At 40.3% G+C, this 25,093-nt stretch carries 26 protein-coding genes; 11 read left to right on the top strand and 15 right to left on the bottom strand.

Annotated features, from left to right (window positions below; all coding sequences use genetic code 11):
- Both FCR2A7T_RS01780 and FCR2A7T_RS01775 read left to right on the top strand, forming a co-directional pair.
- Positions 1-1,881, top strand: a complete 1,881-nt coding sequence (locus FCR2A7T_RS01780) for an Nramp family divalent metal transporter (protein ID WP_023569552.1) — start codon at positions 1-3, stop codon at positions 1,879-1,881.
- 11 nt (positions 1,882-1,892) lie between these two features.
- On the top strand, positions 1,893-2,288 hold the full coding sequence (locus tag FCR2A7T_RS01775) for a hypothetical protein (protein WP_023569551.1): 396 nt from the start codon (positions 1,893-1,895) through the stop codon (positions 2,286-2,288).
- On the opposite strand, the gene FCR2A7T_RS14940 is transcribed toward FCR2A7T_RS01775, so the two are convergent.
- From FCR2A7T_RS14940 to FCR2A7T_RS01760, 4 genes are all read right to left on the bottom strand, one after another.
- The gene (locus FCR2A7T_RS14940; protein WP_394330440.1) at positions 2,285-2,413 is read right to left on the bottom strand and encodes a FeoB-associated Cys-rich membrane protein; all 129 of its coding nucleotides are present in this window, start codon (positions 2,411-2,413) and stop codon (positions 2,285-2,287) included. The genes FCR2A7T_RS01775 and FCR2A7T_RS14940 overlap by 4 nt on opposite strands.
- Positions 2,413-4,515 (bottom strand): ferrous iron transport protein B, encoded by a 2,103-nt coding sequence (gene feoB, locus FCR2A7T_RS01770; RefSeq protein ID WP_023569549.1) that lies wholly within the window; start codon positions 4,513-4,515, stop codon positions 2,413-2,415. Before feoB ends, FCR2A7T_RS14940 begins: the two co-directional genes overlap by 1 nt.
- 3 nt (positions 4,516-4,518) lie before the next feature.
- The gene (locus FCR2A7T_RS01765; RefSeq protein ID WP_023569548.1) at positions 4,519-4,755 is read right to left on the bottom strand and encodes a FeoA family protein; all 237 of its coding nucleotides are present in this window, start codon (positions 4,753-4,755) and stop codon (positions 4,519-4,521) included.
- A gap of 96 nt (positions 4,756-4,851) precedes the next feature.
- A complete protein-coding gene (locus tag FCR2A7T_RS01760) occupies positions 4,852-5,529 on the bottom strand; it encodes an SCO family protein (RefSeq protein WP_023569547.1) in 678 nt (225 codons plus the stop codon).
- Between the two features lie 130 nt (positions 5,530-5,659).
- Here FCR2A7T_RS01760 and FCR2A7T_RS01755 point away from each other — a divergent pair, with 130 nt between their 5' ends.
- Together FCR2A7T_RS01755 and FCR2A7T_RS01750 are read left to right on the top strand one after the other, a co-directional pair.
- On the top strand, positions 5,660-9,058 hold the full coding sequence (locus FCR2A7T_RS01755; protein WP_023569546.1) for a T9SS type A sorting domain-containing protein: 3,399 nt from the start codon (positions 5,660-5,662) through the stop codon (positions 9,056-9,058).
- Positions 9,059-9,062: 4 nt separating this feature from the next.
- The gene (locus tag FCR2A7T_RS01750) at positions 9,063-11,120 is read left to right on the top strand and encodes a M13 family metallopeptidase (protein WP_023569545.1); all 2,058 of its coding nucleotides are present in this window, start codon (positions 9,063-9,065) and stop codon (positions 11,118-11,120) included.
- A gap of 49 nt (positions 11,121-11,169) precedes the next feature.
- Here the strand turns inward: FCR2A7T_RS01750 and FCR2A7T_RS01745 are convergent, their stop codons facing one another.
- The 5 genes from FCR2A7T_RS01745 to FCR2A7T_RS01725 form a co-directional block, all read right to left on the bottom strand.
- Positions 11,170-12,030: a DMT family transporter gene (locus FCR2A7T_RS01745; protein ID WP_081709358.1), complete on the bottom strand. Its 861-nt coding sequence runs from the start codon at positions 12,028-12,030 to the stop codon at positions 11,170-11,172.
- A gap of 64 nt (positions 12,031-12,094) precedes the next feature.
- Positions 12,095-12,922 carry an SDR family oxidoreductase gene (locus FCR2A7T_RS01740; protein ID WP_035116831.1) on the bottom strand — a complete coding sequence of 276 codons (828 nt, stop codon included), beginning with the start codon at positions 12,920-12,922 and terminating at the stop codon, positions 12,095-12,097.
- The gene (locus tag FCR2A7T_RS01735) at positions 12,909-13,514 is read right to left on the bottom strand and encodes an NUMOD4 domain-containing protein (protein WP_023569542.1); all 606 of its coding nucleotides are present in this window, start codon (positions 13,512-13,514) and stop codon (positions 12,909-12,911) included. The genes FCR2A7T_RS01740 and FCR2A7T_RS01735 overlap by 14 nt, the downstream gene beginning before the upstream one ends.
- 13 nt (positions 13,515-13,527) lie before the next feature.
- The gene (locus FCR2A7T_RS01730) at positions 13,528-13,875 is read right to left on the bottom strand and encodes a hypothetical protein (RefSeq protein ID WP_023569541.1); all 348 of its coding nucleotides are present in this window, start codon (positions 13,873-13,875) and stop codon (positions 13,528-13,530) included.
- Positions 13,876-13,881: 6 nt separating this feature from the next.
- Positions 13,882-14,433, bottom strand: coding sequence for a YfiT family bacillithiol transferase (locus FCR2A7T_RS01725; protein WP_023569540.1), 552 nt, complete (start codon positions 14,431-14,433; stop codon positions 13,882-13,884).
- Positions 14,434-14,656: 223 nt separating this feature from the next.
- Here FCR2A7T_RS01725 and FCR2A7T_RS01720 point away from each other — a divergent pair, with 223 nt between their 5' ends.
- Both FCR2A7T_RS01720 and FCR2A7T_RS01715 read left to right on the top strand, forming a co-directional pair.
- A complete protein-coding gene (locus tag FCR2A7T_RS01720; protein ID WP_023569539.1) occupies positions 14,657-14,980 on the top strand; it encodes a single-stranded DNA-binding protein in 324 nt (107 codons plus the stop codon).
- Positions 14,981-14,986: 6 nt separating this feature from the next.
- Positions 14,987-15,424, top strand: coding sequence for an HRDC domain-containing protein (locus FCR2A7T_RS01715; RefSeq protein WP_023569538.1), 438 nt, complete (start codon positions 14,987-14,989; stop codon positions 15,422-15,424).
- A 49-nt stretch (positions 15,425-15,473) separates the two neighbouring features.
- On the opposite strand, the gene FCR2A7T_RS01710 is transcribed toward FCR2A7T_RS01715, so the two are convergent.
- The 6 genes from FCR2A7T_RS01710 to FCR2A7T_RS14595 form a co-directional block, all read right to left on the bottom strand.
- The gene (locus FCR2A7T_RS01710; protein ID WP_023569537.1) at positions 15,474-16,376 is read right to left on the bottom strand and encodes a histone deacetylase family protein; all 903 of its coding nucleotides are present in this window, start codon (positions 16,374-16,376) and stop codon (positions 15,474-15,476) included.
- On the bottom strand, positions 16,377-17,006 hold the full coding sequence (locus tag FCR2A7T_RS01705; protein WP_023569536.1) for a chloramphenicol acetyltransferase: 630 nt from the start codon (positions 17,004-17,006) through the stop codon (positions 16,377-16,379). It lies immediately after the preceding gene.
- Positions 17,003-17,692, bottom strand: coding sequence for an HAD family hydrolase (locus FCR2A7T_RS01700; RefSeq protein ID WP_023569535.1), 690 nt, complete (start codon positions 17,690-17,692; stop codon positions 17,003-17,005). The genes FCR2A7T_RS01705 and FCR2A7T_RS01700 overlap by 4 nt, the downstream gene beginning before the upstream one ends.
- Before the next feature lie 10 nt (positions 17,693-17,702).
- Entirely contained in the window at positions 17,703-19,139 is a 1,437-nt protein-coding gene (locus tag FCR2A7T_RS01695; RefSeq protein WP_035116830.1) for a hypothetical protein, read from the bottom strand.
- Between the two features lie 25 nt (positions 19,140-19,164).
- Positions 19,165-21,228, bottom strand: a complete 2,064-nt coding sequence (gene metG, locus FCR2A7T_RS01690; RefSeq protein WP_023569533.1) for a methionine--tRNA ligase — start codon at positions 21,226-21,228, stop codon at positions 19,165-19,167.
- Between the two features lie 122 nt (positions 21,229-21,350).
- Entirely contained in the window at positions 21,351-21,875 is a 525-nt protein-coding gene (locus FCR2A7T_RS14595) for a hypothetical protein (protein WP_023569532.1), read from the bottom strand.
- 218 nt (positions 21,876-22,093) lie between these two features.
- On the opposite strand from FCR2A7T_RS14595, the gene FCR2A7T_RS01680 reads away from it, so the two are divergent.
- The 5 genes from FCR2A7T_RS01680 (at position 22,094) to FCR2A7T_RS01660 (ending at position 25,091) form a co-directional block, all read left to right on the top strand.
- Positions 22,094-22,993 carry a S66 peptidase family protein gene (locus FCR2A7T_RS01680; protein ID WP_035116997.1) on the top strand — a complete coding sequence of 300 codons (900 nt, stop codon included), beginning with the start codon at positions 22,094-22,096 and terminating at the stop codon, positions 22,991-22,993.
- Positions 22,993-23,352 carry a YraN family protein gene (locus FCR2A7T_RS01675; RefSeq protein ID WP_035116829.1) on the top strand — a complete coding sequence of 120 codons (360 nt, stop codon included), beginning with the start codon at positions 22,993-22,995 and terminating at the stop codon, positions 23,350-23,352. The genes FCR2A7T_RS01680 and FCR2A7T_RS01675 overlap by 1 nt, the downstream gene beginning before the upstream one ends.
- A gap of 74 nt (positions 23,353-23,426) precedes the next feature.
- Positions 23,427-24,086, top strand: a complete 660-nt coding sequence (locus FCR2A7T_RS01670; protein WP_023569529.1) for a hypothetical protein — start codon at positions 23,427-23,429, stop codon at positions 24,084-24,086.
- A gap of 47 nt (positions 24,087-24,133) precedes the next feature.
- A complete protein-coding gene (locus FCR2A7T_RS01665) occupies positions 24,134-24,556 on the top strand; it encodes a hypothetical protein (protein WP_023569528.1) in 423 nt (140 codons plus the stop codon).
- Between the two features lie 79 nt (positions 24,557-24,635).
- A complete protein-coding gene (locus FCR2A7T_RS01660) occupies positions 24,636-25,091 on the top strand; it encodes a septal ring lytic transglycosylase RlpA family protein (RefSeq protein WP_023569527.1) in 456 nt (151 codons plus the stop codon).
- Positions 25,092-25,093: the final 2 nt, after the last annotated feature.

Below are 25,093 nucleotides of genomic sequence, written 5' to 3'. Positions count from 1 at the left end.
ATGGCATCAAAATCAAATTCACTCGAAGAAGTACACGAATCGGTAGCAATCGTTCAGAATACGTCGGTTTGGAAAAAAATATTGGCTTTTTTCGGTCCGGCATACATGGTAAGTGTCGGCTACATGGATCCGGGAAACTGGGCAACCGATATCGCTGGAGGAAGTCAGTTCGGATATACCCTAATTTGGGTGTTGCTGATGTCCAACATTATGGCGTTGTTGCTGCAGAGTCTGAGTGCGCGATTGGGCATTGTACGCCAACGTGATTTGGCACAAGCCTCCCGGGATACCTATTCCCGACCGGTGAATATGGTGCTGTATTTTTTAGCCGAAATCGCCATTGCTGCCTGTGATTTGGCTGAAGTTTTGGGAATGGCCATCGGATTGCAGTTGCTTTTTGATATACCGTTGCTTTGGGGCGTTAGTATTACGATGCTCGATACCTTTTTGCTGCTTTTCCTGCTGAACAAAGGCATTAAGAAAATGGAAGCATTTATTATTGTATTGGTCGCCATCATCGGATTTTCGTTTTTGGTCGAAATGTTTTTGGCCCAACCGGAAATTACTGAAATCGCCAAAGGCATTGTCCCTTCCATTCCTAACAGTACCGCTTTGTACATTGCGATCGGAATTATTGGGGCCACGGTAATGCCGCACAATTTGTACCTGCATTCGTCGCTGGTACAAACCCGAAAATTTGACCGTACCGCGAAAGGAATCAAGCAGGCGCTTCGGTATAACTTTTTCGATTCCTTAATTGCTTTGAATCTGGCTTTTTTTGTGAATGCTGCGATACTTATTTTGGCTGCGGCAACGTTCTATAAAAATGGAATGTTTGAAGTAGCGGAAATTCAGGATGCTTATAAATTTTTAGAACCGCTTTTGGGAAGCCATTGGGCGCCAACGTTGTTTGCTTTGGCCTTGATTGCGGCGGGACAAAGTTCTACCATTACCGGAACGTTGGCCGGTCAAATAGTAATGGAGGGCTACCTGAACCTGCGAATCCAGCCTTGGGTGCGAAGAATTGTCACGCGGTTGATTGCGATTGTTCCGGCTTTCATCGCTATTTTGTATTTCGGGGAAGCCGCCACCGGAAAACTGCTGATTCTGAGTCAGGTTATTTTGAGTCTGCAGTTGGGATTTGCGATTATTCCGTTGATTCATTTTGTGAGTGATGATACCAAAATGAGAGGATTCGCCATTGGGAAGTACACCAAAATTGCCTCTTGGGTGATCGCTTTGGTGATTGTGTCGCTGAATGCCCGTTTGGTTTTCGATGAAATTAAAGGTTGGATAACGTCTTCGGAGAATCCAATTTACATCTGGCTTTTTGTAGTTCCTTTGGCAGTCGTGGCGGCATTACTTTTGCTGTATATTATTGTAAAGCCTTTTTTAGAAAAGGGTATGGCCACGCCAACATTGGTACCGCACATAAAAGAAATTATCGTGAAAGAAGCCGAAAAACCAATCGTATATTCCAAAATTGCCATTGCTTTGGATTTTTCTAAAACCGATCAGAAAAGTATCGAAAGTGCTTTGCAATTGGGTGGAAAGAGTGCGCAGTACACCATTATTCACGTAGTGGAATCAGTGGGCGCGATGGTGTATGGTGAAGAAATTCAGGATTTTGAAACCTCAAGTGACCGTAAATATTTAGAGCAATACAAAAAAGCTTTGGAGGAAAAAGGCTATCAGGTTGCGATTCAGCTCGATTTCGGAATTCCGAAGAAAAACATTGCGAAAATGATTAACGAAGGCGATTTCGATATATTAGTGTTGGGAGCGCATGGACACAATTGGTTCAAAGACCTTTTGTTCGGAACTACCGTAGATGCGGTGCGGCACAACATCCGAATTCCGTTATTGATTATCCAACAGTAAATAAAACAGATATGAAAAACGTAATTGTCGCCTTGAGTGTTTCATTTCTAATTTCGGGTTGTTGTACTGTTGCAACGAACAAAAATGAAATCAATCAGAAATTAGATTCTTCATCAGAAAAAGAAATTGTTTTGGTACGGGTCATTAACGATTCCCGATGCCCGGAAGGAGCACAATGCATTTGGGCTGGCGAAGTTTCTGTTGAAGTTGCCGCCTATGAAAACAAAAAAGTAGTAGCCCAACAGGAATTTACGTTAAACAGTAACACAATGACTGAAGTAAATGATTGGTTTACGAAACATCTTCCCGTTCGAAAAGAAAATTTAAAAGAAATACAAGTGTTTCCTTATCCGAAAGAAGGCGTTCCGATTGAGTCAAAAGACTATAAAATTGTATTAAAATACTAGTGACAACCACAGTCGCCATCGCCACAATCTTTGTCTTTCTTCTTTTTTCCGAAGAATTTTTTCCAAAGAAACGCCACTGCAAATCCTAAGAGTAAATAGACGATTATTTCCTGAAACGACATCATTATTTAAGTAGTTGATAAGCAATCAGTGAAACGGTATAGGCAAATCCGCTCATGAAGACCAATTGAATCATCGGCCATTTCCAAGAGTTGGTTTCCTTTTTGGTGATGGCCAGCGTCGAAATACACTGCATCGCAAAAGCATAAAAAAGCAAAAGCGAAACTCCGGTGGCGACATTAAAAATCTTTTTTCCGGTTATCGGATGTACCTCGGCAGCCATGCGGTTTTTAATCGTGGTTTCTTCGTCGGAATGACTTCCCACGCTGTAAATCGTAGCTAAGGTGCCCACAAAAACTTCCCGGGCAGCAAACGAACTCACCACGGCAATCCCTATTTTCCAGTCGTAACCCAACGGACGAATTACCGGTTCAATCGATTTTCCGATAATGCCGATATAGGAGTTTTCCAGTTTGTAGGAGGCAACCAAATCGTCTTTTTCGCCGGAAATGGTTTTGTTCTGTAATTGGGTTTCGATAATATTTTCGGCATCATGGAACGTTTTGTCCGGACCGTGAGAGCCTAAAAACCAAAGGATAACCGACAGCGCCAAAATAATTTTTCCGGCACCGAAAACAAACGATTTTGTTTTTTCAACTACATTAATCGCCACGTTTTTAAACATCGGAATTTTATAGCCCGGCATTTCCACTACAAAGTAGGAATGCGATTTTATCTTCAGGATTTTATTTAGGATATAAGCCGAAAAAATAGCCATTCCAAAGCCCAGCAGGTACAACGTCATCAGGGTCAGTCCCTGCATATTGAACAGTCCGAATACACGTTTGTCCGGAATAATCAACGAAATTAAAATGGCGTATACCGGTAAACGGGCAGAACAAGTGGTAAAAGGAGTCACTAAAATGGTAATCAGCCGTTCTTTCCAGTTTTCGATATTTCGCGCGGCCATAATCGCTGGAATAGCACAGGCAGTTCCCGAAATTAAAGGCACAACGCTTTTTCCGCTCAAGCCGAATTTCCGCATGATTTTGTCCATCAGAAACACTACGCGGCTCATGTATCCGCTTTCTTCCAAAACGGAAATGAACAGAAACAGAAAAGCAATCTGCGGAATAAAAATAATGATCCCGCCCAAGCCCGGAATGATTCCTTCGGAAATCAAATCGGTTAAAATTCCTGCCGGCAAATGGGTTTTCGCATACGAACTTAAAACTGCAAACGTTTCATCGATGAAATCCATCGGAATGCTCGACCAGTCGAAAATCGATTGGAAAATCAGCATCAAAATTCCGAAGAAAATTACATAGCCAAATATTTTATGGGTTAGCACCCTGTCCAGACGCTCTCTGAAATCGGTCGCCGTAGTTTTGTCTACTTTGTAACCAACTTTCAGCGTATCGTTAATAAACTGATAGCGTTTGATGGTTTCTTTTTGTTGCAGTCGTTTTAAATCGGCTTTAGGTTTGGCGAAGGAGTTTTCTTCGATTTTTTTTCGGTGCAGATTTGCGAAATTCACATCCTGCGTAATCACCAACCATAATTTGTACAACAACTGATTCGGGAATGCGCGACGCAGGCTGTTAAAATATTCCGGATCAATGCTTGAAGCGTTCAAACAAGGTTCGGTGGACAATTCCTTATAATTGATGATGAGTTGTTTCAGGTTGTCGATTCCGATTTTTTTACGGGAACTCACCAAAGCAATTTTGGTTTTCAGTTCTTTTTCCAAAAACGGAATATCAAGCGAAATACCTTTCGGAATCATGCGATCCGCCATATTGATTACCAGAATTGTAGGGATTTCAAGGTCTTTAATCTGTGTGAAAAGCAATAAATTTCGTTTCAGGTTTTCCACTTCCGAAACCACTACGGCCACATCGGGAAAATCCTTATCGTTTTTATTCATCAGCAATTCAATCACCACACTTTCGTCCATTGAACTCGCGTTCAGACTGTATGTTCCGGGTAAATCGAGTATGGTGGCTTTGGTATATTCGGATAGTTTTGCAAAACCCACCTTTTTTTCCACCGTAATGCCGGGATAATTCCCCACTTGTTGGTTTAAACCGGTGAGTTCGTTGAAAACAGAAGTTTTTCCAACGTTCGGGTTTCCTATTAAGGCTACTTTTATGGTGTTGCGATTCATAAATCAGGGCACATCTATGATTTCAATACTAATTTCCTTTGCTGTTTCCAATCGGATGGCCACATGACTGTCGTTTACGGTAATGTATAACGGATCGCCAAACGGCGCTACCTGAAGAAGCGTTACTTCATTGCCGGGTAAACAACCCATTTCCAGTAATTTTAACGGAATTTCTTCGATGTTAAAATCCAGAATGGTGCCTTTTTGACCGCGTTGTAATTGTGCTACCGTAATTGCCAAACTTTATTTAGATTGAATTTAGATTACAAAAATAAGGATAATAATTCTTTAAAAGATGATAAAAATCACTTTTGCATAATTTTAAGAAACGACGAATTATTTTTCTTCTTCTATCAGAAAATTGATGTCGGTTAATAAGCGCTCGACTTCTTCTTTTTTAGTGCCGTCGTAAAATCCGCGAACGCGACGTTTTTGGTCTACCAAAACAAAATTTTCGGTGTGTACCATGTCGTACAGTTCTTCCGGTTTCCCGGTTTTTACGGCCAGATAGGATTTTCGGGCGATGTAGTAAATATCTTTTTTGTTTCCGGTAACCAGGTTCCATTTGCTGTCGATTACGCCTTTTTCCTGAGCATACTTTTTTAATACGGAAACGCTGTCGATATCCGGTGTAACCGAGTGGGAAAGCAACATGACTTCGGGTTTGTTCTTAATCTGAGTCTGCAACCAGGTCATGTTATCGGTCATGATCGGGCAAATGGTTTGACAGGTGGTGAAGAAAAAATCGGCCACATAAATTTTACCTTCATAGTCTTTTTGGGTAATGGTTTTTCCGTTCTGATTTGTGAAGGCAAAATCGGCAATATGGTGTTCTTTTTTATTGGCAATATGCTGAATGGTGGAATCAACCAATTCCGGATTGACCATAGACGGTGTGTAAATCGGTAAGGTTTTTTTTGGTTTTAAGGCGGTATAAAACAGAGTGATAATGATAACGGACAATATACCAAGAACAATAAAAAAAGGGATGTACTTTTTGAAAAAGGCAATCATAGAATATTTTTTTTGCAAAGGTACAAAACATATAATACGCATAAAAAATATCTAATGTTTTGATTTGTTGGGTGTTAAAATAATAGGTTTTCTAACAAAACTTTATAAATTTGACAAAACTTAACTAAAAATGAAAAAAACTTACTTAGTATTAACGTTATTGTGTTCCCTGTTGGGATATTCGCAATTTAACCGATCGGCACCTTGGATGCAGGGTAGCGCTGCATCGGAAAACAAAAAAGAGCGGTCGATTGATGAAATTGTGGCTGACTTCAATGAATATTGGAAAAACCACGACCGAAATATAAAAGGAAGCGGTTACAAACCGTTTATGCGTTGGGAAAACCACTGGCGTAATAAAACCAATGCGGATGGTACTTTAATTTCTCCGGATCAGATGTGGTTGGCGCTTAATCAGAAAAAAAATCAGAAGGCCGCAAATAGCGGAACGACCGGAAGAAGTTTGCCAGTAAGCAATTGGACGCCAATCGGACCGTTTACCCATGTCAACACCGGCTCGTGGTCTTCCGGACAAGGAAGGGTTAATTTTGTTTACGTAGATCCTACAAATCCTAATACCTTATATATAGGTGCGCCGGCGGGGGGAATCTGGAAATCAACCAATAATGGTTCTTCCTGGACGCCTTTATCCGATGAATTACCTCAGATTGGGGTTTCGGGAATTGCAGTAGACCATACCAATCCAAATGTGATTTATATTGCTACCGGAGACAGGGATGCCTCGGATACGTATTCCATTGGCGTGCTCAAATCTACCGATGGTGGATTAACCTGGAATACTACAGGGTTGACTTTTGCTAACACTACAACTTTGGCTGGCGATTTAATTATGAATCCCAACGACCCTAATATGTTATGGGTAGCCACGAGTGTCGGCTTATACAGAACAACTAATGGCGGTACTACCTGGACCAACGAGCAGGCTGGAGATTTTTCCCAAGGTTCGATTCGCGTAAAACCGGATGATTCCAATACAGTGTATGCCGTTACGACAAACCGATTTTACCGTTCTACCAATGCGGGAGATACTTTCACCGTAATTACAACAACGCCATTACCTATAAATTCAGGAAGATTGCTTTTAGACGTAACACCGGCCAATGCTAACTATGTTTACATTTTAAGTGCTACCACAGGCAATGCTTTTCAAGGCATTTACAAATCAACAAACGCTGGAACAAACTGGACGAAAACTTCCGGGACTACTGATATTTTTGAATCCACTCAGGCATGGTACGACATGGCTTTGGCGGTATCGGATACCAATGCCGATGAAATTTATACCGGATGTCTAAATGTTTGGAAATCAATTAATGGCGGTACAGCCGTGACAAAAGTAAACAACTGGAGTTCACCAACGGCAGCTTCCTATACTCATGCCGATATTCATTTTCTGCGTTTTTATGGCGGAAAGTTATTTGCCGGTACTGATGGTGGAGTCTATGTTTCGGCAAATGGGGGAACAAATTTCACCGATTTAACCGGAGGATTGCAAATCAGTCAGTTTTATAAAATTGCGGTTTCAAAACAATCGGCCAATAAAATGGTGGGCGGACTTCAGGATAACGGAGGTCATGCTTACAGTGCAAACCAATGGAAAAATTTCTATGGAGCCGACGGTATGGATACAGCCATCGATCCGAACAACAGCGATAAATACTACGGATTCATTCAAAACGGAAGCAGTCTGTACATGAGTACCGATGCCGGAAACACTTTGGGTTCTTCGGTTGGATCACCCGGTGGTGTAGACGGAAACTGGGTTACACCTTTAACATCAAACGGTGCCGGTGAATTGTATTCCGGTTTCGCAGGCTTGTATAAATTAGTTGGTTCGGCTTGGGTACAGCAAAACAGTAGTAGTATAGGAACCGGAAATTTAGAATTAATCGCCGTAGACCCAAGTAACGATAACAATATGTACGTTGTTAACGGAACAGGCTTGTACAAAAGCACCGATAAAGGAATTACCTTTACATTGGCTTATTCGGCATCATCCAACATTACTTCGGTATGTGTGCATTCAACAGACAGTAATACTATTTACATCACGACTTCCGGAACCGCTGGTCAGGCATTAAAATCAACTAACGGCGGAACCGCGTTTACTTCTTTTTCAACAGGTCTACCTTCAATTGGAAAAAACGTAATCCGACACCAGGGAAGAAATACCTTAAACCCATTGTATCTGGGAACAAGTTTAGGGGTTTATTACAGAGACGATTCGATGACGCAATGGGAAGCTTTCGATACCAATTTACCTAACGTAAGTGTTACGGATCTGGAAATCAATCTGGAAGATTCAAAAATCACTGCAGCCACTTACGGAAGAGGTATTTGGCAAGCCTCGATTCCTGTTGAAGTACCGTTAACAGACGTAAAACTGGTTTCGGTGAACAATCCTTCGTCTGCAATTAACTGCGGAAGTTTCATTCCTCAGGTGACGGTTAAAAATAACGGACTCAATCCGATAAATTCCGTTTCGGTAAATTATCAGTACAATGGTACTCCGCTTAATTATGTTTGGAACGGTACAATTACTCCAACAGCAAATCAGATTATCGATCTGCCTCAAATATCGGCAGCAAGAGGAGTATATACTTTAAATGTAGTTACCACTACCACAAATGATGCTTATTCTGATAACAACCAATCCAATATTCCATTCTATGTGAATGATCCCGGGACAGTTGGAGTTGTAAATACTTTTGAAACTGCAGGTTCTGCCTTGTTATCGTATAATGACGGCGCTGCAGTTTCCCAATGGCAGCGAGGCATCCGATCAGCGGGAACATTGTCCGGAGGTCTTACCAACAATGTGTATACCACTAATTTCACAGGAAATTATCCTGACATGACCAAGTCGTATTTGGTGTCGCAGTGTTATAACCTTTCCAATGTGACCAATCCGGTAATCCGTTTCAAAATGAAATTTGATTTGGAGCAGGATTGGGATGTCGCTTATGTACAATATACCACAAATTTCGGTCAGACTTGGAATGTTTTGGGAACTCAAGGCGCCAATTGGTACAACAGTAACCGTACTTCTGCTACAACCGGAAGCGATTGCTACAATTGTCCTGGCGCACAATGGACCGGTACAGACACCACGCTGAAATCATATTTCTACCCGTTAAATGCGCTTAACAGCCAGACGAATGTTATTTTCAGAATCGTATTCCATTCGGATGAATCAGCCAACCAATTAGGCGTTGTTATTGACGATTTTGTTATTGAAGGAACGCTTGCCAGTCAAAACTTCGAACTGAACAACATTGCAGTATATCCAAATCCGTCGACGGGAATTTTTAATATTGCTTTAGGAACGTTCACGCCGGAAATCATTACGGTTTACGATTTGTCCGGAAAAGTAATTTTAACAGAAGAAAATGTAACAATATCGGATTCTAACTACTCATTAAATCTTAGCAATGTTGCAACGGGAATTTATTTCGTTAAAATTGCTTCAGAAGAACAAAGTGTAGTGAAACGTATAATCAAAAATTAATCCTATGAAGAAAAATATTGTCGCGGCAGGTTCGCTTGCGGTTTTTTCACTTCTTAGTCTGGATGCTGCGGCACAACAGGCAAAACCTAAAAATCCGGGAATCGACTTGGATTTGATGGACAAATCGGTAAAACCGGGAGATGATTTCTTCCGATATGTGAACGGAAGCTGGTTTGATAAAACACAAATTCCGGCCGATAAAACCCGTTGGGGAAGTTTTGACGAACTGCGTCAGAACACCGATAAAGACGCATTAGCCATTTTGAAAGCAGCGGCAGCCGACAAAAAACTGGATCCAAAATCCGATCAGGCCAAAGCGGTAAACGTGTACAAAACCTACATGGATACTATTTTCAGAAATAAAATCGGAATTACGCCTTTAAAACCATACTTGGCAAAAATCAACGCGGTGAAAACCATCGCCGATGTAAACAAATTGCTTATCGAAATGGAGCCTCAGGGCGGCTTAGGGTTTTACGGAATCGGCGTGGGTGCCGATGCAAAAAACAGTAACCGAAATGTAGTGTATCTTGGCTTGGGAAGCTTAGGGTTACCAGACAGAGATTATTATGTTTCCGATGATAAAGATTCGAAAGAAAAACGCGAAAAATACGTGCTTCACGTTGCGCGAATGCTTCAATTCTTAGGAATCAAACCTGCAGATGCAAAAATACAAGCCGAAAAGGTTTTGGCATTGGAGACTGAAATGGCACGACCAAGATTAGACCGAGTGGAGCGTCGCGACCGTAGAAAAACCTACAATCCGATGACTGTGGCAGATTTGCAAAAATTGACCCCATCTGTAAATTGGAACGGTTATATTGAAGGTGTTGGTATCGGTAAAATCGATTCTTTGATTGTATCACAGCCAAAATACATGACTGCTTTGGAGGATATTTTCAAAGCCAATAAAGTAGAAGACTGGAAAGCCTACATGCGTTGGACGTTAATTAACAAATCAACAGGTGTTTTAACCACCGATATTGAAACGGCTAACTGGGAATTTTACAGCAAGACGCTAACCGGTGCTTTAAAACAACGTCCGCGTGAAGAAAGAGCATTACAGGTTGTAAACGGAACTGTGGGCGAGGCTTTAGGGAAATTATATGTAGCACAAAAATTCCCTGCTGAAGCGAAAGCGAAAGCGAAGGCAATGATCGATAACGTATTTTTAGCGTTCGAAAACCGTATCAATAATTTGCCTTGGATGACACCGGCAACGCGTAAAGGCGCTATTGAAAAATTACGAAAATCGACGGTTAAAATCGGTTATCCGGACAAATGGAAAGATTACTCGCAATTGGAAATTAAAGGCGTGGAGCAAGGCGGAAACTATTTCGATAACATGAAAAATGTGGCGCGTTGGGGCTTTGCCGAAAATATTGCCGATTTGAAAAAACCGGTAGATAAAACCGAATGGGGCATGTCACCACAAACTGTAAATGCGTATTACAATCCGTCTTACAACGAGATTGTTTTCCCTGCAGCTATTTTGCAGCCGCCATTCTATGATTATAAAGCAGATGACGCCGTAAATTACGGTGGAATCGGAGCGGTAATCGGACATGAAATCTCTCATGGTTTTGACGATTCCGGATCGCGATACAATGCAGACGGAAACCTTGTAAACTGGTGGACGGAAGACGATTTGAAACAATTCACCGGACTTGGTGGGGCTTTGGCGGCGCAGTACAGTGCTTTGGAACCGCTTCCGGGAACTTTTGTAGACGGTAAATTTACATTAGGTGAAAATATTGGCGACTTAGGTGGGGTAAACGCCGCTTATGACGGTTTACAAATTGCTTTGAAAAAAACCGGAAAAACCGCTTTAATTGATGGATATACTCCGGAGCAACGTTTCTTTATTTCCTGGGCGACGATTTGGCGTTCAAAAATGAGAGACGAAGCTATCAAAAACCAAGTGAAAACCGATCCGCATTCACCGGGGATGTATCGTGCATTCGTGCCGTTGCAAAATGTAGATGCGTTCTATCAGGCATTTGATATTACCGAAGGACAAAAATTATACGTTAAACCGGAAAACCGAGTGAAGATTTGGTAATCTGAAAGACTAACAATAAAAAATCCCAAGCGTGAGTTTGGGATTTTTTTTATTTCTTTCGTATGTTTCGGTTCACCAGATACAAACCGAAAAGCGTTACGGTTCCGCCAATGCCAATCATAAAGGTTAGCGGCTCATCAAAAATAAACGAACCTAAAATAACCGCAACAATCGGATTGATATAAGCATAAATGCTGCTTACTTCAGCCGGAAGATTTTGCAGGGCATAAATAAAAGCAATAAATGTAAAGACCGAACCGAAAATTACCAGATAGGCAATCGACCACCAGGAAGCGGCCGGAATCTCCATTACATTTATCGAAGTTCCTGTGGCTCCGGTGTATGCAAACAGTAAAATACTCGACAATAACATTTGCAGTCCCAAACTGAAATACGGATTAAAACTGGCGGCTTTTTTCTTGGTATACATGCTTCCAAACGCCCAGGTTAAGGTGGCCAATACCGATAAAACGATTCCGAATCTAAAGTCGGGTTTGAGCAAATCGGCTAAATAATCGTAAAAAATCAGACACACGCCGCCGAAACTTATCAGTAATCCTACAACAGACCATTTCGATGGTTTTTCGCCCTGAAAGAAACTGATGATTACAATCCACAACGGGAAAACAGCTCCGATAATAGCACCCAAACCACTGGAAATGTATTTTACGCCCCAAGTACTCAGTCCGTTACTCAGGACAAAGTTGAGGATGCTTAAAATAACAATCGTTTTCCATTGTTTGCCTTTCGGCCAAGGCGTTTTTTTATAAAGGAAAAACGAAATGTAGATGGCTGCGCCTAAAAACTGACGGATGGCGGCCAATTGTAAAGCCGGCATATGTTTTACCCCTTCTTTGGAAGCCAGCCAGGTCGTGCCCCAAAAAAAGCTGACCCAAATTAAGGCGAGCATGGGCAACCCGATGGCAGCTAAACGGCTTTTTGCGGATTGGTGTAGGTTTGTGATTTTTGCCAATTTAAAGCGGATTTATAATGAAAGTATAGTCCAAAACTTTTTCGATTTTTGCACTGCTGATGCATTTTTCTGATGAAGGTTTGTCCGAGGCAAATTTAGGGATTGCCAAATTCATTTCTTGCGCTTTTTTGTGATAATAGTCTTTTCGTGTCGGATGATCCGGGGTAACCGCATTGAAAGTTTCGTTCCAAACTTCATTTTCAATGATTCGCAGCATGATTCCGATGCAGTCTTTTTGATGAATCAGATTTACAGGAGCGTCTGGATTGTCTAGGTTTTCCCTTCCGGCGAGCATTTTTATTGGATGCCGGTCTTCGCCAATGAGTCCGCCAAAACGAACAATTGTGGTTTCAAAATTCGGATTGTTTCGCAATAACAGTTCTACTTCCGCTAACTGTCTGCCGCTTTCGGTATCCGGATTCGGAAAAGTGTCTTCGGTTACCAACCTGTTTTCATCGGCGTAGACCGAAGTGGAACTTACAAAAAGCACTTTTTTTATCGAAGATTGTGCAATGTACGGAAGCAGGTTTTCAATTTTGGCAACAAAGGTTTTTCCCGAAACCGAAAGCGTTGCTTTTCGCAAACCCGGCGGAATATCGATAATTAAAATTTCGGAATGTTCCAGAAAATCGGCTATCGGACCTTGGATGCCGTCTTCGGTCAATGCAATTTGATACGGTGCAATTCCATTGGCAAGAAGAGTTGTGATTTTCTCTTCCGAAGTAGTGGAGCCCTTCACGGAATATCCTTCCGAAAGCAATTTTTTGGCCAAAGGAAACCCTAACCACCCACATCCCAGTATGGATATCTGAGGTTTATTTTGTTTCATCTTTCGGAGTAACATTTACTTTAATATGCCCCCAATTCTCACCACTTTTTATGCGGTACAACTGCATTTCGCTAACGCCGAATTGTTTGGCTAAAATTTTCATTCGGGTTTTTCGGTTGGGATCCAGCAGTATTTTTTTCAGGCGCATCACTTTCGTTTCCGTCAGTTTAGGCCCGTCAGCTTTAATATTGTACTCGATTAATCTTTTTTTAGCCGCAATTACGGCAGGACTACTTCTGTAATGCGCCATTTTTTCTTCATAGTTTACCCATTTCAGATTTTTAAAATGGTCGTTATCTCTTTTACGATCAAGATGAATCACATACTGTTGGTCCTCGGAGGTCTTGGGTATGAAAAATTCGGCAACCAATTTATAGAGCAGGATGGCTTTCTGGGTTCTTTTGTTGTTTTTCTGAAAACAAAGTCTCAGCGTTCGATATCCATCGGTTAATGTGCCTTTTAATAAGGTTCCGTCTTTTACTTCATCGGTATAACTTACAAGGCGACCGTAATTTGAAAGTGCATATCGGACTCTATGCTTGGTTTCTAAAATAATTTCTTTAAACTCTTCATTAGGATAGAATCGTATCATATCTGTTCACTATTTATGGATCTTTTTTCACCAGTATAAATCCGTCGTTTTCTACTGCCATATAGCCTAAATCGTAAAGGAAATAATAAGTATTTCCGGTTTTGGTTTGGTAGATGGAAGTGAAAAATTCGAAGTCAAAACCTTTCCCCAATAATTTTGTTCTTGTGGTTTTTGACTTCCCTTCCGGATTAAGCGCTGACAAAATACGGTAATTTTTTCGTAATTTGTTATTTATGTTGCGCATAAGATTCGTACTGTCCTTATTTATTTTATTGTTGTAAGAATTCCTGCAACCATCGCCACAAAATTTCTTGTCTTCACGTCCCACAATGGTATCGTTGCATTCCAAACAGGTTTTCATACCGTATCAATTAAAGGTTCCTTTTAACGATAGTGCCTGTTCAATATGCGCCAGATGATGTCGGCAATGCCAGTCGTAAATGCCGACAGCTTCTTTTATGGAAAACAGGCGTTGGTGCTCCGGATGAAAATACATTTTGTTCCAGTCGTTTTCCGATAAATTTTCTAATAAATGAGACCAACGTTCGTGCACTCCTTCAATTATTTTTAAAGAAGAATGGATGTTGTTCTCAAATCCGTCTGGCAGTTCGGCCCATAAGGCTTCTTCGTAAGGGCGAATCACGGGTGCGTCTTCGGTTAAGGTAAGTTTGATACGGATGAGCGCATTCATGTGACTGTCGGCCAAATGATGAATGACTTGTTTGATTTTCCAGCCTTCGGGACGGTAAGTCCAGTTAAGTTCTGTTACCGATAGGTTTTCGGTTACGGCTTTCAGTTCTTTTGGGAATGCTTTTAGGGTTGCCTTCCAGTATTCAAGATTTTTAGCGCTAATTTCTGGCGGACAAACGAACCGGCCGATAGGAAATTTGAGTTTTTCAATGTCAATGTTGTTTTTCATGGCTTTTACTTTTTGATTTTGTATTTTATTGTTTTCTAAGACATTCAGTATTCAAATATAAGAAAATTCCCGAATTCAAACGACAACAAACACTTACAATCGAATGTAAACGACTTACAACCGAATAAAGTTCAGTAACCGTTACATCTTTGCCCTGTCGAAATCAAACAACTATCGACACGAACACAATCATTTTAACAATAACATTTAAATTTTAAACGCCATGAAAAACAGAGTACAATTAATCGGACATGTAGGACAGGAGCCGGAAGTAAAAACAGTTACCGGAGACCGAAAATTTGCAAACATTACTATCGCAACAAATGACTATTACTATAATGAAAAGGGTGATAAAGTCGAGCAAACAGAGTGGCATCGTGTTGTTGCTTGGGGAAAAACGGCCGAACTGATTGAAAAATTTGTAACCAAAGGAAAAGAAATCGGAATTGAAGGAAAACTAACGCACCGCAGCTACGATGACAAAGAAGGAAATAAAAAATATATTACAGAAATTGTAGCCAACGAGGTTTTGCTTTTAGGAAAATAGTGAAAAATGAACATTCAGGTATTTACTATTCGAATCGCTTCGGAACATTTAATGTCCGATCAAAAGAAACTGAACGATTTTCTGCAAGAGGTAAAGTTTGTAAAATCGACTACGCATTTTGTGGTATCTGAGGAGATTCAGTATTGGTCGGTTTTACTCCATTATGAATTGCCGAAGGTGGAACAGGAAAAAAAGATTTCGATTCAAGTAGCAGATTTAACGCCCGGCGCTCAATACGTTTTTGAATGTTTGAAACAATGGCGCACTGAAAAAGCCGAAACATTAAATGTGCCGAAATTTGTAGTTTGTCATAATTCAGCACTGATTAACATTGCTTTCCATCATCCCAAGAATATTGAAGGACTTAGAAGGATTAAAGGGTTTGGAGACAAAAAGACAGCGAAATACGGCGAAGAAATTATTTCCGTTTTGAATGCGGTTTAATTGGAAGCCAGTCAATTAGAAAACCATCGGCTTTTGTCGGTGGTTTTATTTAAAGATACAAGGTACTCGCTACGCGATAGGTGTTTGCGTGGGCTTCAATAATGGTTTTAATGTCTGGCGAATACCCGCCACCCATGCTCACCTGAACCGGGATTTCGTGTTTCTGACATAGTGAGAATACAATTTCATCCCTTTTTTTGCAACCGTCCAGGGTACAACCGAGTTTTCCTAATTTATCCGAAGCAAGAATATCCACCCCGCTCAGATAAAAAATAAAATCCGGTTTTTGGGTTTGGATGAGGTACGGTAACGTGTTTTCTAAAATCTCAAGGAATTTTGAGTCGTCGGTATGGTCGTGCAATGCAATGTCTAAATCGGAAGTTTCTTTTTTGAACGGATAATTCGATTTTCCGTGCATCGAAAAGGTAAAAACTTTTTCGTTGTGCTGGAATATTTCAGCTGTACCGTTGCCTTGGTGTACGTCCAAATCGACAATCAGAATTTTTTTGACTAACTTTTTATTCAATAAGTATTGAGCGGCAATGGCTTGATCATTTAACAAACAAAAGGCTTCTCCGCGATTGGAGTAGGCATGATGCGTTCCACCGGCTATATTGAAAGCGATTCCGGTTTGCAGTGCTTTTTCGGCTCCTATGCGTGTTCCTTCTGCCAGACGTAGTTCCCGTTCAATTAATTCCGCGGATAATGGGAAACCTATTTTTCGAACGGCCCGAGCCTCTAATGTCAGGTTCAGTAAAGCCTCAACATATTCTTTTTTATGGACGCCTAAGATGTGTTGCAGATCGGGTAATCCCGGTTCAAAAAAAGCGTTCGGAGAAACGGTGCCTTCGTGGACTAATTGTTGCGGCAGTAATTCGTATTTCAGCATCGGAAAACGATGGCCTTCCGGTAAAGGATGTTTGTAAATGGGATGAAAAGCTACGGGGAACATTTAGGCGTCCATTTGCTTTTGAAATTCGTCTATAAAAAGACTTACGTGGTAGCCATCCATCAGTCCGTGGTGCACGTGGACTGACATCGGCATGGTTTTTTTACCGTTTTCCTCAATCATTTTTCCAAAAGAAACTTTAGGACAACTGTCGGGAAACGTGAAACTTCTCGAATGGGAAATCGAAGTAAAATTGACCCACGGAATAGAGGAGAAATGAATCAGATTGTATTCGCCACTGAAGTCACGGGTAAGTAAGCCGTTGGTGTTACGCACCCGTTCAGTTTCAAGTGTTGCTTTTTTATTGAAAAGATGGAGGTCATCGAAATATTCTACCAGAGCAAATCCAAAAGTGGTGTCGTCCCGCATGATAGTTGGTGAGGCATTGATTTTGTCGTATACAATTACTTCGCCGTCGATTATCCGGTAACGGAAATTTTCAATGGCATTTATAGCCGCTAATGTTTTGTACAGGTAAAAGATAAAAAAAGAAATCCCGCTTCGTTTTGCCGTTTCGTATGCTTTGGTACAATCGACGTTTACGGTAATGCCGAAAAAAGGCTCTTCGAATTTACTGAAAAATTCAAAATGCGTCTTTCGGTTCCAGTTGGCTATGTCTAATTTGTGTTTCACTTTAAAAGAAGCGGTAAAATATCAGTAATTTTAGTAACGGAGGTAAATTTAGGATGCACAATTTCGTGATCGATTTTCTCGTGTGCCCACGTGGTATGGAACGGAACGTGAACCGCATAACCGCCAATATTCAATACAGGCAGTACATCTGATTTTAAGGAATTCCCAATCATGAAAAATTCTTCGGCTTGGATTTCCAGACGACCTAACAGTTTTTCGTAATTCACTTCCTGTTTGTCGGCCATGACTTCTATATGATGAAAATAATGTCCCAGACCCGAATCGTGCAGTTTGCGTTGCTGGTCTTTCAAATCGCCTTTAGTAGCGACCACCAATTTGTATTTGCCGTGAAGCGCTTCGAGCGTTTCTTCTACACCATCCAATAATTCGATTGGTTTCTGAATCAGTTCTTTTCCTAAATCGGTAATTTTCTGAATACCTTTTGCACTAATGGTACCGTTGGAAACTTTTACCGCGGTTTCAATCATCGAAAGCACATAACCTTTGATGCCATAACCATACAGTGGTAAATTGTCGACTTGCGTTTTGAGTAATTCCTGAGATAAGCCCTGAAAAGAAAGATAATCGCTCATCAGTCCGCAAAACTTCTTTTCGGTTTCCTCGAAATAGGGTTCGTTAATGAATAACGTATCGTCGGCGTCGAAGGCGATTATTTTAGGTTTCATGACATTATAATTAATCGTTAAATCTGTAAAACAAATATTTTTTCTTAGCAGTACTATATCCTCCGTAATACAAAGTATTATTCATCTTAAAGATGGTTTGTCCGAAATGCGATTCCTTTTCTTCTGCGAAAAAGCGCAATTTGTCAAACGCTAATTTTTGTGCTTCGGTATCGATATGGTTAAAGTTTGTGTCAAAAATACAATGAATATAGACCACCTTTCGGTTGTTGTAGGAATTTAGATTGTTTATGGAATAGTTGGAGGTTAACGCTGCTGCAATAATTGCCCCAGTAAAACCACCAATCATCCCGCCGTACATTACCGCGTTATTGTTTTGTGGGGAAGAAACCCCGCCAATGGTCAGGTAAATTTTGTCGCCAAGCAGATATGAAGAAATTGACGGATTTAAGTTGTCTATTTTTCGTATCAGCTGGTTGGATTTGTCTAAGATTCTTACATTGTTCACGTTGCCGTTTTCCTGAATAATATCGGAATTTTTAAACGGAATTTCCTCGTTAGCTTTTAGCTCATAAGACTTTAGTTCTTCCCCGTCCTGGTTTTTGAATTTTAGTAGTAATATGTCGCTTTTAGATCGTAATTGGATAATCTTGTCGTTCAATAGAAAAGAATTCGAATCCCCTGACGGGTAATTTGCTTCTTCTATTTTTGGCTGAGCAATGAATTGGCACTGTGCTGAAAAATCATTAAGATTGATACGGATAATCTGGCTGTAGAGTTTACATACATCAAGGGTTAGCACAATTTGATTTCCCTGTGAATAAACTTTTCTTTTTCGGGAACTTAAAACCAAAGAAGGCGGTGTCTCATTGGAAATTAATTCAAATGAAAAGGCGGGGTCGGAAAGTCTGTTTTCGCTGATTATGGTATAAAGCAAATTAAACTTGTTTTCAGAACTCAAAAAACGTTTTGAAGAAAGATCGATTGTCTTTTTGGTAAAACTGTCGTTTTCGAATTTATACAAGTTGATGATGTTGCTTGCCTTTACAATGGTTAACATATAAAAAACACCGTTAACCGTTAGCTTTTGAAATAATTTTTCATTTTCAAAATTCAAAGTGGTATGTTTAGCAAGTGTCTCTTTTTTTTCAAAATCAAACGATTGGATTGTTATGTTTTTTGATTTTGAACCGGCCCATAAAAGGTTGTACGTGTTTTCGGTCATGCTGTAACCCAAGAGGTCGTTCAGTTCCTCGGAATTACGGCTGACTTTTATCGAGTCCATGATATTAAGTGCACTATTCAGTCGAAGGGCGGTTATTTTCTTTTTATCGGTATAAAAAATAAGAGCTTGTTGTTTTTTATCTTCTACGATTTGAAAAACATCTGTTTTTTTGTCGCAGTTAATGGGTAATTCCGAAGCTATTTCCTGTGAAAAACTGGTTAGGCTCTGTATGGCAAATAAAAGAAGAAAAAGTAAACGTTTCATGAACATGTATGGTATTTGAAAATTATTAACTAATCATCGCGCCGTTAATCACGCCTTCTGCATCCGGATTTATGAAAACCAGTTTGCCTTCTGCGGTGTTGGTTAATAACAACATACCTTCACTTTCCACACCGCGTAACGCTCTTGGTGCTAAGTTTACCAAAACGGTTACACGTTTTCCGATGACTTCTTCCGGAGTGAAATGTTCCGCAATTCCCGAAACAATCGTGCGAACGTCAATTCCGGTGTCTACTTTTAATACCAGTAGTTTGTTGGCTTTCGGCATTTTTTCGGCTTCGATGATGGTTCCGATGCGCAAATCCACTTTGGCGAAATCTTCGAATGTGATGATGTCTTTTTGCGGTTCGGCTTTAGCATTTTCGGCTTTGTTCGCCACTTTAGTTGCTTCCAATTTGTCGATTTGTTTTTGGATTTCCTCGTCTTCTATTTTTGCGAATAACAATTCGGCTTCTCCAATTTGGTGTCCTGACGGAAGTAAATCGGATTTAGCAGCAATGTCATTCCATTGGATATCATTCTGAGCTTGTCGAAGAATATTTTTCAGTTTCGCCGCCGTGAACGGTAAAAACGGTTCTGCCAAAACACTCAACGCTGAAGCAATCTGCAAGGCTACATACATTTGCGTCTGAACGCGTTCCGGATTTTCCTTGATGATTTTCCAAGGCTCTTCGTCGGCTAAATATTTGTTCCCCAAACGCGCAACATTCATTAATTCGCCTAACGCTTCTCTGAAACGGTAACGTTCCACAGAAGAAGCAATCACTGCCGGATAGGCTTTTAATTCGGTTAACGTTACCTGATCTACTTCCGATAGCGCGTTTGGTTGCGGAATAACGCCGTTGTAATATTTGTTGGTAAGCACTACCACTCGGTTGATAAAGTTTCCGAAGATGGCTACCAATTCGTTATTGTTTCTTGCCTGAAAATCTTTCCAGGTAAAATCGTTGTCTTTGGTTTCCGGTGCATTCGCGGTTAAAGCGTAACGCAAAACGTCCTGTTTTTCCGGGAAATCCAATAGGTATTCGTGCAACCAAACTGCCCAGTTTTTGGAAGTCGACAATTTGTTGCCTTCTAAATTCAGGAATTCATTGGCAGGAACGTTATCTGGTAAAATATAGCTTCCTTCCGCTTTTAGCATCGCAGGGAAAATCACGCAATGGAAAACGATATTGTCTTTTCCGATGAAATGCACCAGTTTCGTATCTTCCGATTTCCAATACGGTTCCCAGTCTTTTCCTTCTCTGGCGGCCCATTCTTTGGTAGATGAAATATATCCGATGGGCGCATCAAACCAAACGTACAGTTTTTTGCCTTCTGCACCTTCTACGGGTACGTCGATTCCCCAATCCAAATCGCGGGTTACGGCACGAGGTTCTAATCCGCCGTCAATCCAAGATTTAACCTGACCGTATACATTCGGTTTCCAGTCGTTTTTATGACCTTCAATAATCCATTTTTGCAGGAAATCGGAATATTCATTTAAAGGTAAAAACCAGTGGTTAGTTGATTTTAAAATAGGTTTTGTACCTGTAATGGTTGATTTCGGATTGATTAAGTCGGTCGCATTTAAAGACGAACCGCATTTTTCGCACTGATCGCCATAGGCTTCCTCGTTGCCACATTTCGGACAGGTTCCGGTTACGAAACGATCAGCCAAAAACTGATTGGCTTTCTCGTCATACAATTGCTCCGTGGTTTCTTCGATGAATTTACCATCGTCGTATAATTTTCTGAAAAATTCCGAAGCGGTTTTATGATGGATTTCTGAAGAAGTTCTGGAATAATTGTCAAACGAAATTCCGAAATCTAAAAACGATTTACGAATGATACCGTCGTATTTGTCGATTACCTGTTGCGGTGTGATTCCTTCTTTTTTGGCTTTCATGGAAATGGCTACACCGTGTTCGTCGCTTCCGCAGATAAAAGCTACATCTCTTCCCTGAAGGCGAAGGAAACGGGCATAAATATCGGAAGGCACATAAACACCAGCCAAATGTCCGATGTGAATAGGTCCGTTGGTGTAAGGCAACGCGGCAGTAATCGTATATCTTTTAGGATCTTGTATCATTTTGGTATAAACTTATTATAGTTTGCAAAAATACATAACAAAATGCTAGTTTCCATAATCGGAAGCCTATAATCGGCAGTCAAAAGCATAAAAAAACCACCTTTTCGGGGTGGTTTGAGGTTTTACGGAAGATTTACACCTACCGGAATATCACAGCGATGGCCTGTTTCTCCGTGCGCGGGATTGGGTTTTCCTTCCATTCCCGGGAGCGTTGTTTGTGCCACGGGTTTAGGAGGTGCTGTCTGAATGTCGGAACTTTCTATTTTAGTAACCGTCGCATTCCCAGATGGTGAAACGGTAAAAGTTTTGTTAGTTTGGTTTGGAGTTGCTGCTGCCGGTTTTGCTACCGGAGCACTTCCGTTTAAGGGCGCTCCTACCTGAATATCGCAACGGTGTCCGGGTTGCCCGTGTGGTGGATTCATTCCGGGTTTTGTTTCCGGAACCGCGGCGGTGTTTGCCGAATTGGTCGTGGTCATAATCTGTTGGCCTTGTGTGGCAACAGGAGTATTTATCATTTTAGCTTCTTCTGCTTTTAAGACACTCAGACTGTCGGATGCCTCAGCGCTTATTTTCTCGGAAGCTTTTTCTTCTTTCTGACAGGAAACCGCTAATAGGGTAGTTATGAATAACAATGAAGTGATTTTCATGGATTTTTGTTTTTTTCAAAAGTATGAATTACTTCTTTTAAAAATATTATACAAAAAGTTAATTTAAAGTTGCTACCTTTAAAAGAGCTAAAAAAATAGCCGTTTTGCAACAAAATGGGTTGAAATGAAATTCTGAATTTATGAAAAACGTATTTTTTAAAATATTGTTTGCCGCTATTTTATTTATATTTAGCTTTGAAGTATATTCTCAAAAACGTATGAAAATTCCACCTTATCTTAAAAAAGGCGATACTGTTGCCTTAGTGTGCACTGCCCGAAAATTTTCTCCTGAAGAAGCCCAACCTGCAATCGATTTATTACAATCCTGGGGATTACAAGTAAAGTTGGGCAAAACCATCGGGTTGGACAGTTGTCAGCTGGGTGGGACCGATACGGAGCGTGCCGCCGATTTACAGGAAATGTTAGACGACGACAACATCAAAGCGATTTGGTGTGCCCGTGGCGGATATGGAACCGTACGCATTATCGATAGTCTGGATTTTACAAAATTTAAAAAGCATCCGAAATGGATAATGGGTTTCAGCGATGTGACTGTTTTGCACAGTCATTTGAATACTTTAGGAATCGCTTCCCTGCATTCCATTATGCCGTTTACGGTGCCAAAAGCACCGGAAGAAGTGAAAGAAACCTTGCGTAAAGCACTTTTTGGTGAAAATATCGAATATAAGGTTCCTGCAAAAGGATATGAAATTCAAGGCAAGGCCAAAGGACAATTGGTGGGCGGAAACCTTTCGATTTTATACAGTTTGCTGGGTTCGAAATCGTCCTTGAATACGAAAGGCAAAATCCTTTTTATAGAAGATCTGGATGAATACCTCTACCATATTGACCGAATGATGCAAAATCTGAAACGCAACGGTTATTTCGAAAATCTGAAAGGTTTGATCGTGGGGAGCATGACCGATATGCACGATAACGAAATTCCGTTCGGACAAAATGAAGTGGGCATTATTATGGAAATTGCCAAAAAATACCATTTCCCGGTTTGTTTTTATTTTCCGGCCGGACACCAGAAAGACAACCGTACTTTGATTTTGGGTAAGGAAGTACAGTTTGAAGTGAATTCGGAGGAAGTTGTTTTAGAGTTCCTGAAATAATGGCAGAACATAATGATTTAGGTAAACTCGGAGAAGATTTGGCAGCCGATTTCCTTCAGAAAGAGGGCTATGAAATTGTAGAACGAAATTGGACGTTTCAAAAAGCGGAAATCGATATTATCGCGAAAAAAGAATCCGTTCTTGCAATAGTTGAGGTAAAAACCCGTTCTTCTATAGATTTTGGCGACCCACAGGATTTCGTAAATCCAAAAAAAATTAAATTGTTGGTGAAAGCTGTGGATGAGTATGTTAGCCAGAATAATCTGGATTTAGACCTGCGTTTTGATATAATTGCTGTTTCCAAGGACGCAACCATTTATAAAATCGAGCATCTTGAAGATGCGTTTTATTATTTTTAACATTGTTATAACTATAACAGTTTGTTTTTAATTCTATATTTCGCAAATTTTTTTAATGCAATCATCAATTAAATATGAAAACAATCTCTTCTGTAGTAGAAAACTATATAAAATCTAAACCCTTCTTACTTAACGGATTAACGCTTGGAATTGTAAACCTAACCTCATTGGCCCGTATCATGCAACAGGAACTGGAGCACGAAATGGACAAAGAAGTGAAACAGGGTGCAATCGTTATGGCATTAAAGCGTTTGTCGGAAGAATTGGATTTCAGAATCAATCATAAAATTGAGAAGACTTTGAAAAGTATGGGGGAAATTACGGTTCGCTCCTCGTTAGTGAATTATAATTTTACCATTAATCCAAGAGTATTAAACCGTCAAGCGGATTTTCTTACTGAAATAAGTTCGTTAAAAGACGTTTTTTATACTTCTTCCCGCGGCGTTAATGAAACCAATCTAATTGTAAGTGAATCCATTAGTGATATCGTTGAAAAACATTTTGCCGATGAAAAATGGGTATTGAAAACGGATAAATTGGCCTCCATAACGGTGAAACTTCCAAAAGAAAACGTAGGAACACCCGGACTTTTTTATTTTATTTTCCAACGTTTGGCCTGGGAAGGAATCAACATCAATGAGGTGATTTCCACGAATTATGAGGTAACTATAGTAGTTAGCGAAGATCATATCGACAGCGCGTTTAAGGTTATTAAAGATTTGAAAAAAGTATAGAAATTAAACCAATTTGCTATATTTGTTAAACTAAATAAACGAAAAACATGTACGATATTATTCAAAAAGCACATTCCGGTGTGGCCTATTTGGCTTTAGCGGTATTATTATTTGCAGTGATTAATGCTTTAATGGGCGTTTCTTCCAAAAGAAGTTTCGAAGACAAAGACCGAAAAATTTCTTTGTTTGCGTTGATTTTCTGTCACATTCAATTGCTTTTGGGTTTGGTGGTTTATTTTGTTTCCCCATTAGGAATGGCCGCTTTTGGCGACATGAGTAATGCGGCATTACGATTAACATCATTGGAACATCCGTTGGTAAATATACTGGCGATAGCTTTAATAACAATCGGTTGGTCGAAACACAAAAAAGAAGACAGCAGTAATGGAAAATTCAAGAAAATAGGATTTCTGTATTTGGCAGGCTTACTGTTTATATTAAGTAGAATTCCGTGGAACCTTTGGTTCTAATCTTATAGAAAGCCCTTTTTAGGGCTTTTTTCTTCAATGGCATATTTCTTGTTAATCAGTATTGCATAAAAAATAAAACATGAAAAAAATTATTGCCCCAACTTTATTACTTTTCATTTTTGTATTCTTTGCCAGTAGTTTTACCAGCGAAAAAATCATACGCAGCGATAAAGCCAAAAAATCACTTCAGGATACGTTAACGGTAGATTCCGTTCAGGTTAATTTAAAGTACAGACCTTATAAAAAAGCCGTTCACGCCTCGTATTATCACGACAGGTTTAACGGAAGACGAACCGCAAGCGGCAAGCGTTTTGATAATTCGAAATATACCGCGGCTCACAAAAAATTACCTTTCGGGACCAAATTACGGGTTACCAATCCGGTGAACAACAAATCAGTGGTAGTGACGGTTACCGACCGTGGACCTTTCACCAGAGGTCGTGAAATCGATTTGTCCAAAAAAGCATTCATGGAGATTACACACGTTAAAGGACGCGGATTTCTTAATGTAAATCTTGAAACCATTAAAGAATAAAT

The organism is Flavobacterium cauense R2A-7 (assembly GCF_000498475.1).
GTDB lineage: Bacteria > Bacteroidota > Bacteroidia > Flavobacteriales > Flavobacteriaceae > Flavobacterium > Flavobacterium cauense.
The sequence above is the reverse complement of the archived record's forward strand: the minus strand, read 5'-3'. Positions and strand labels throughout refer to the sequence as shown.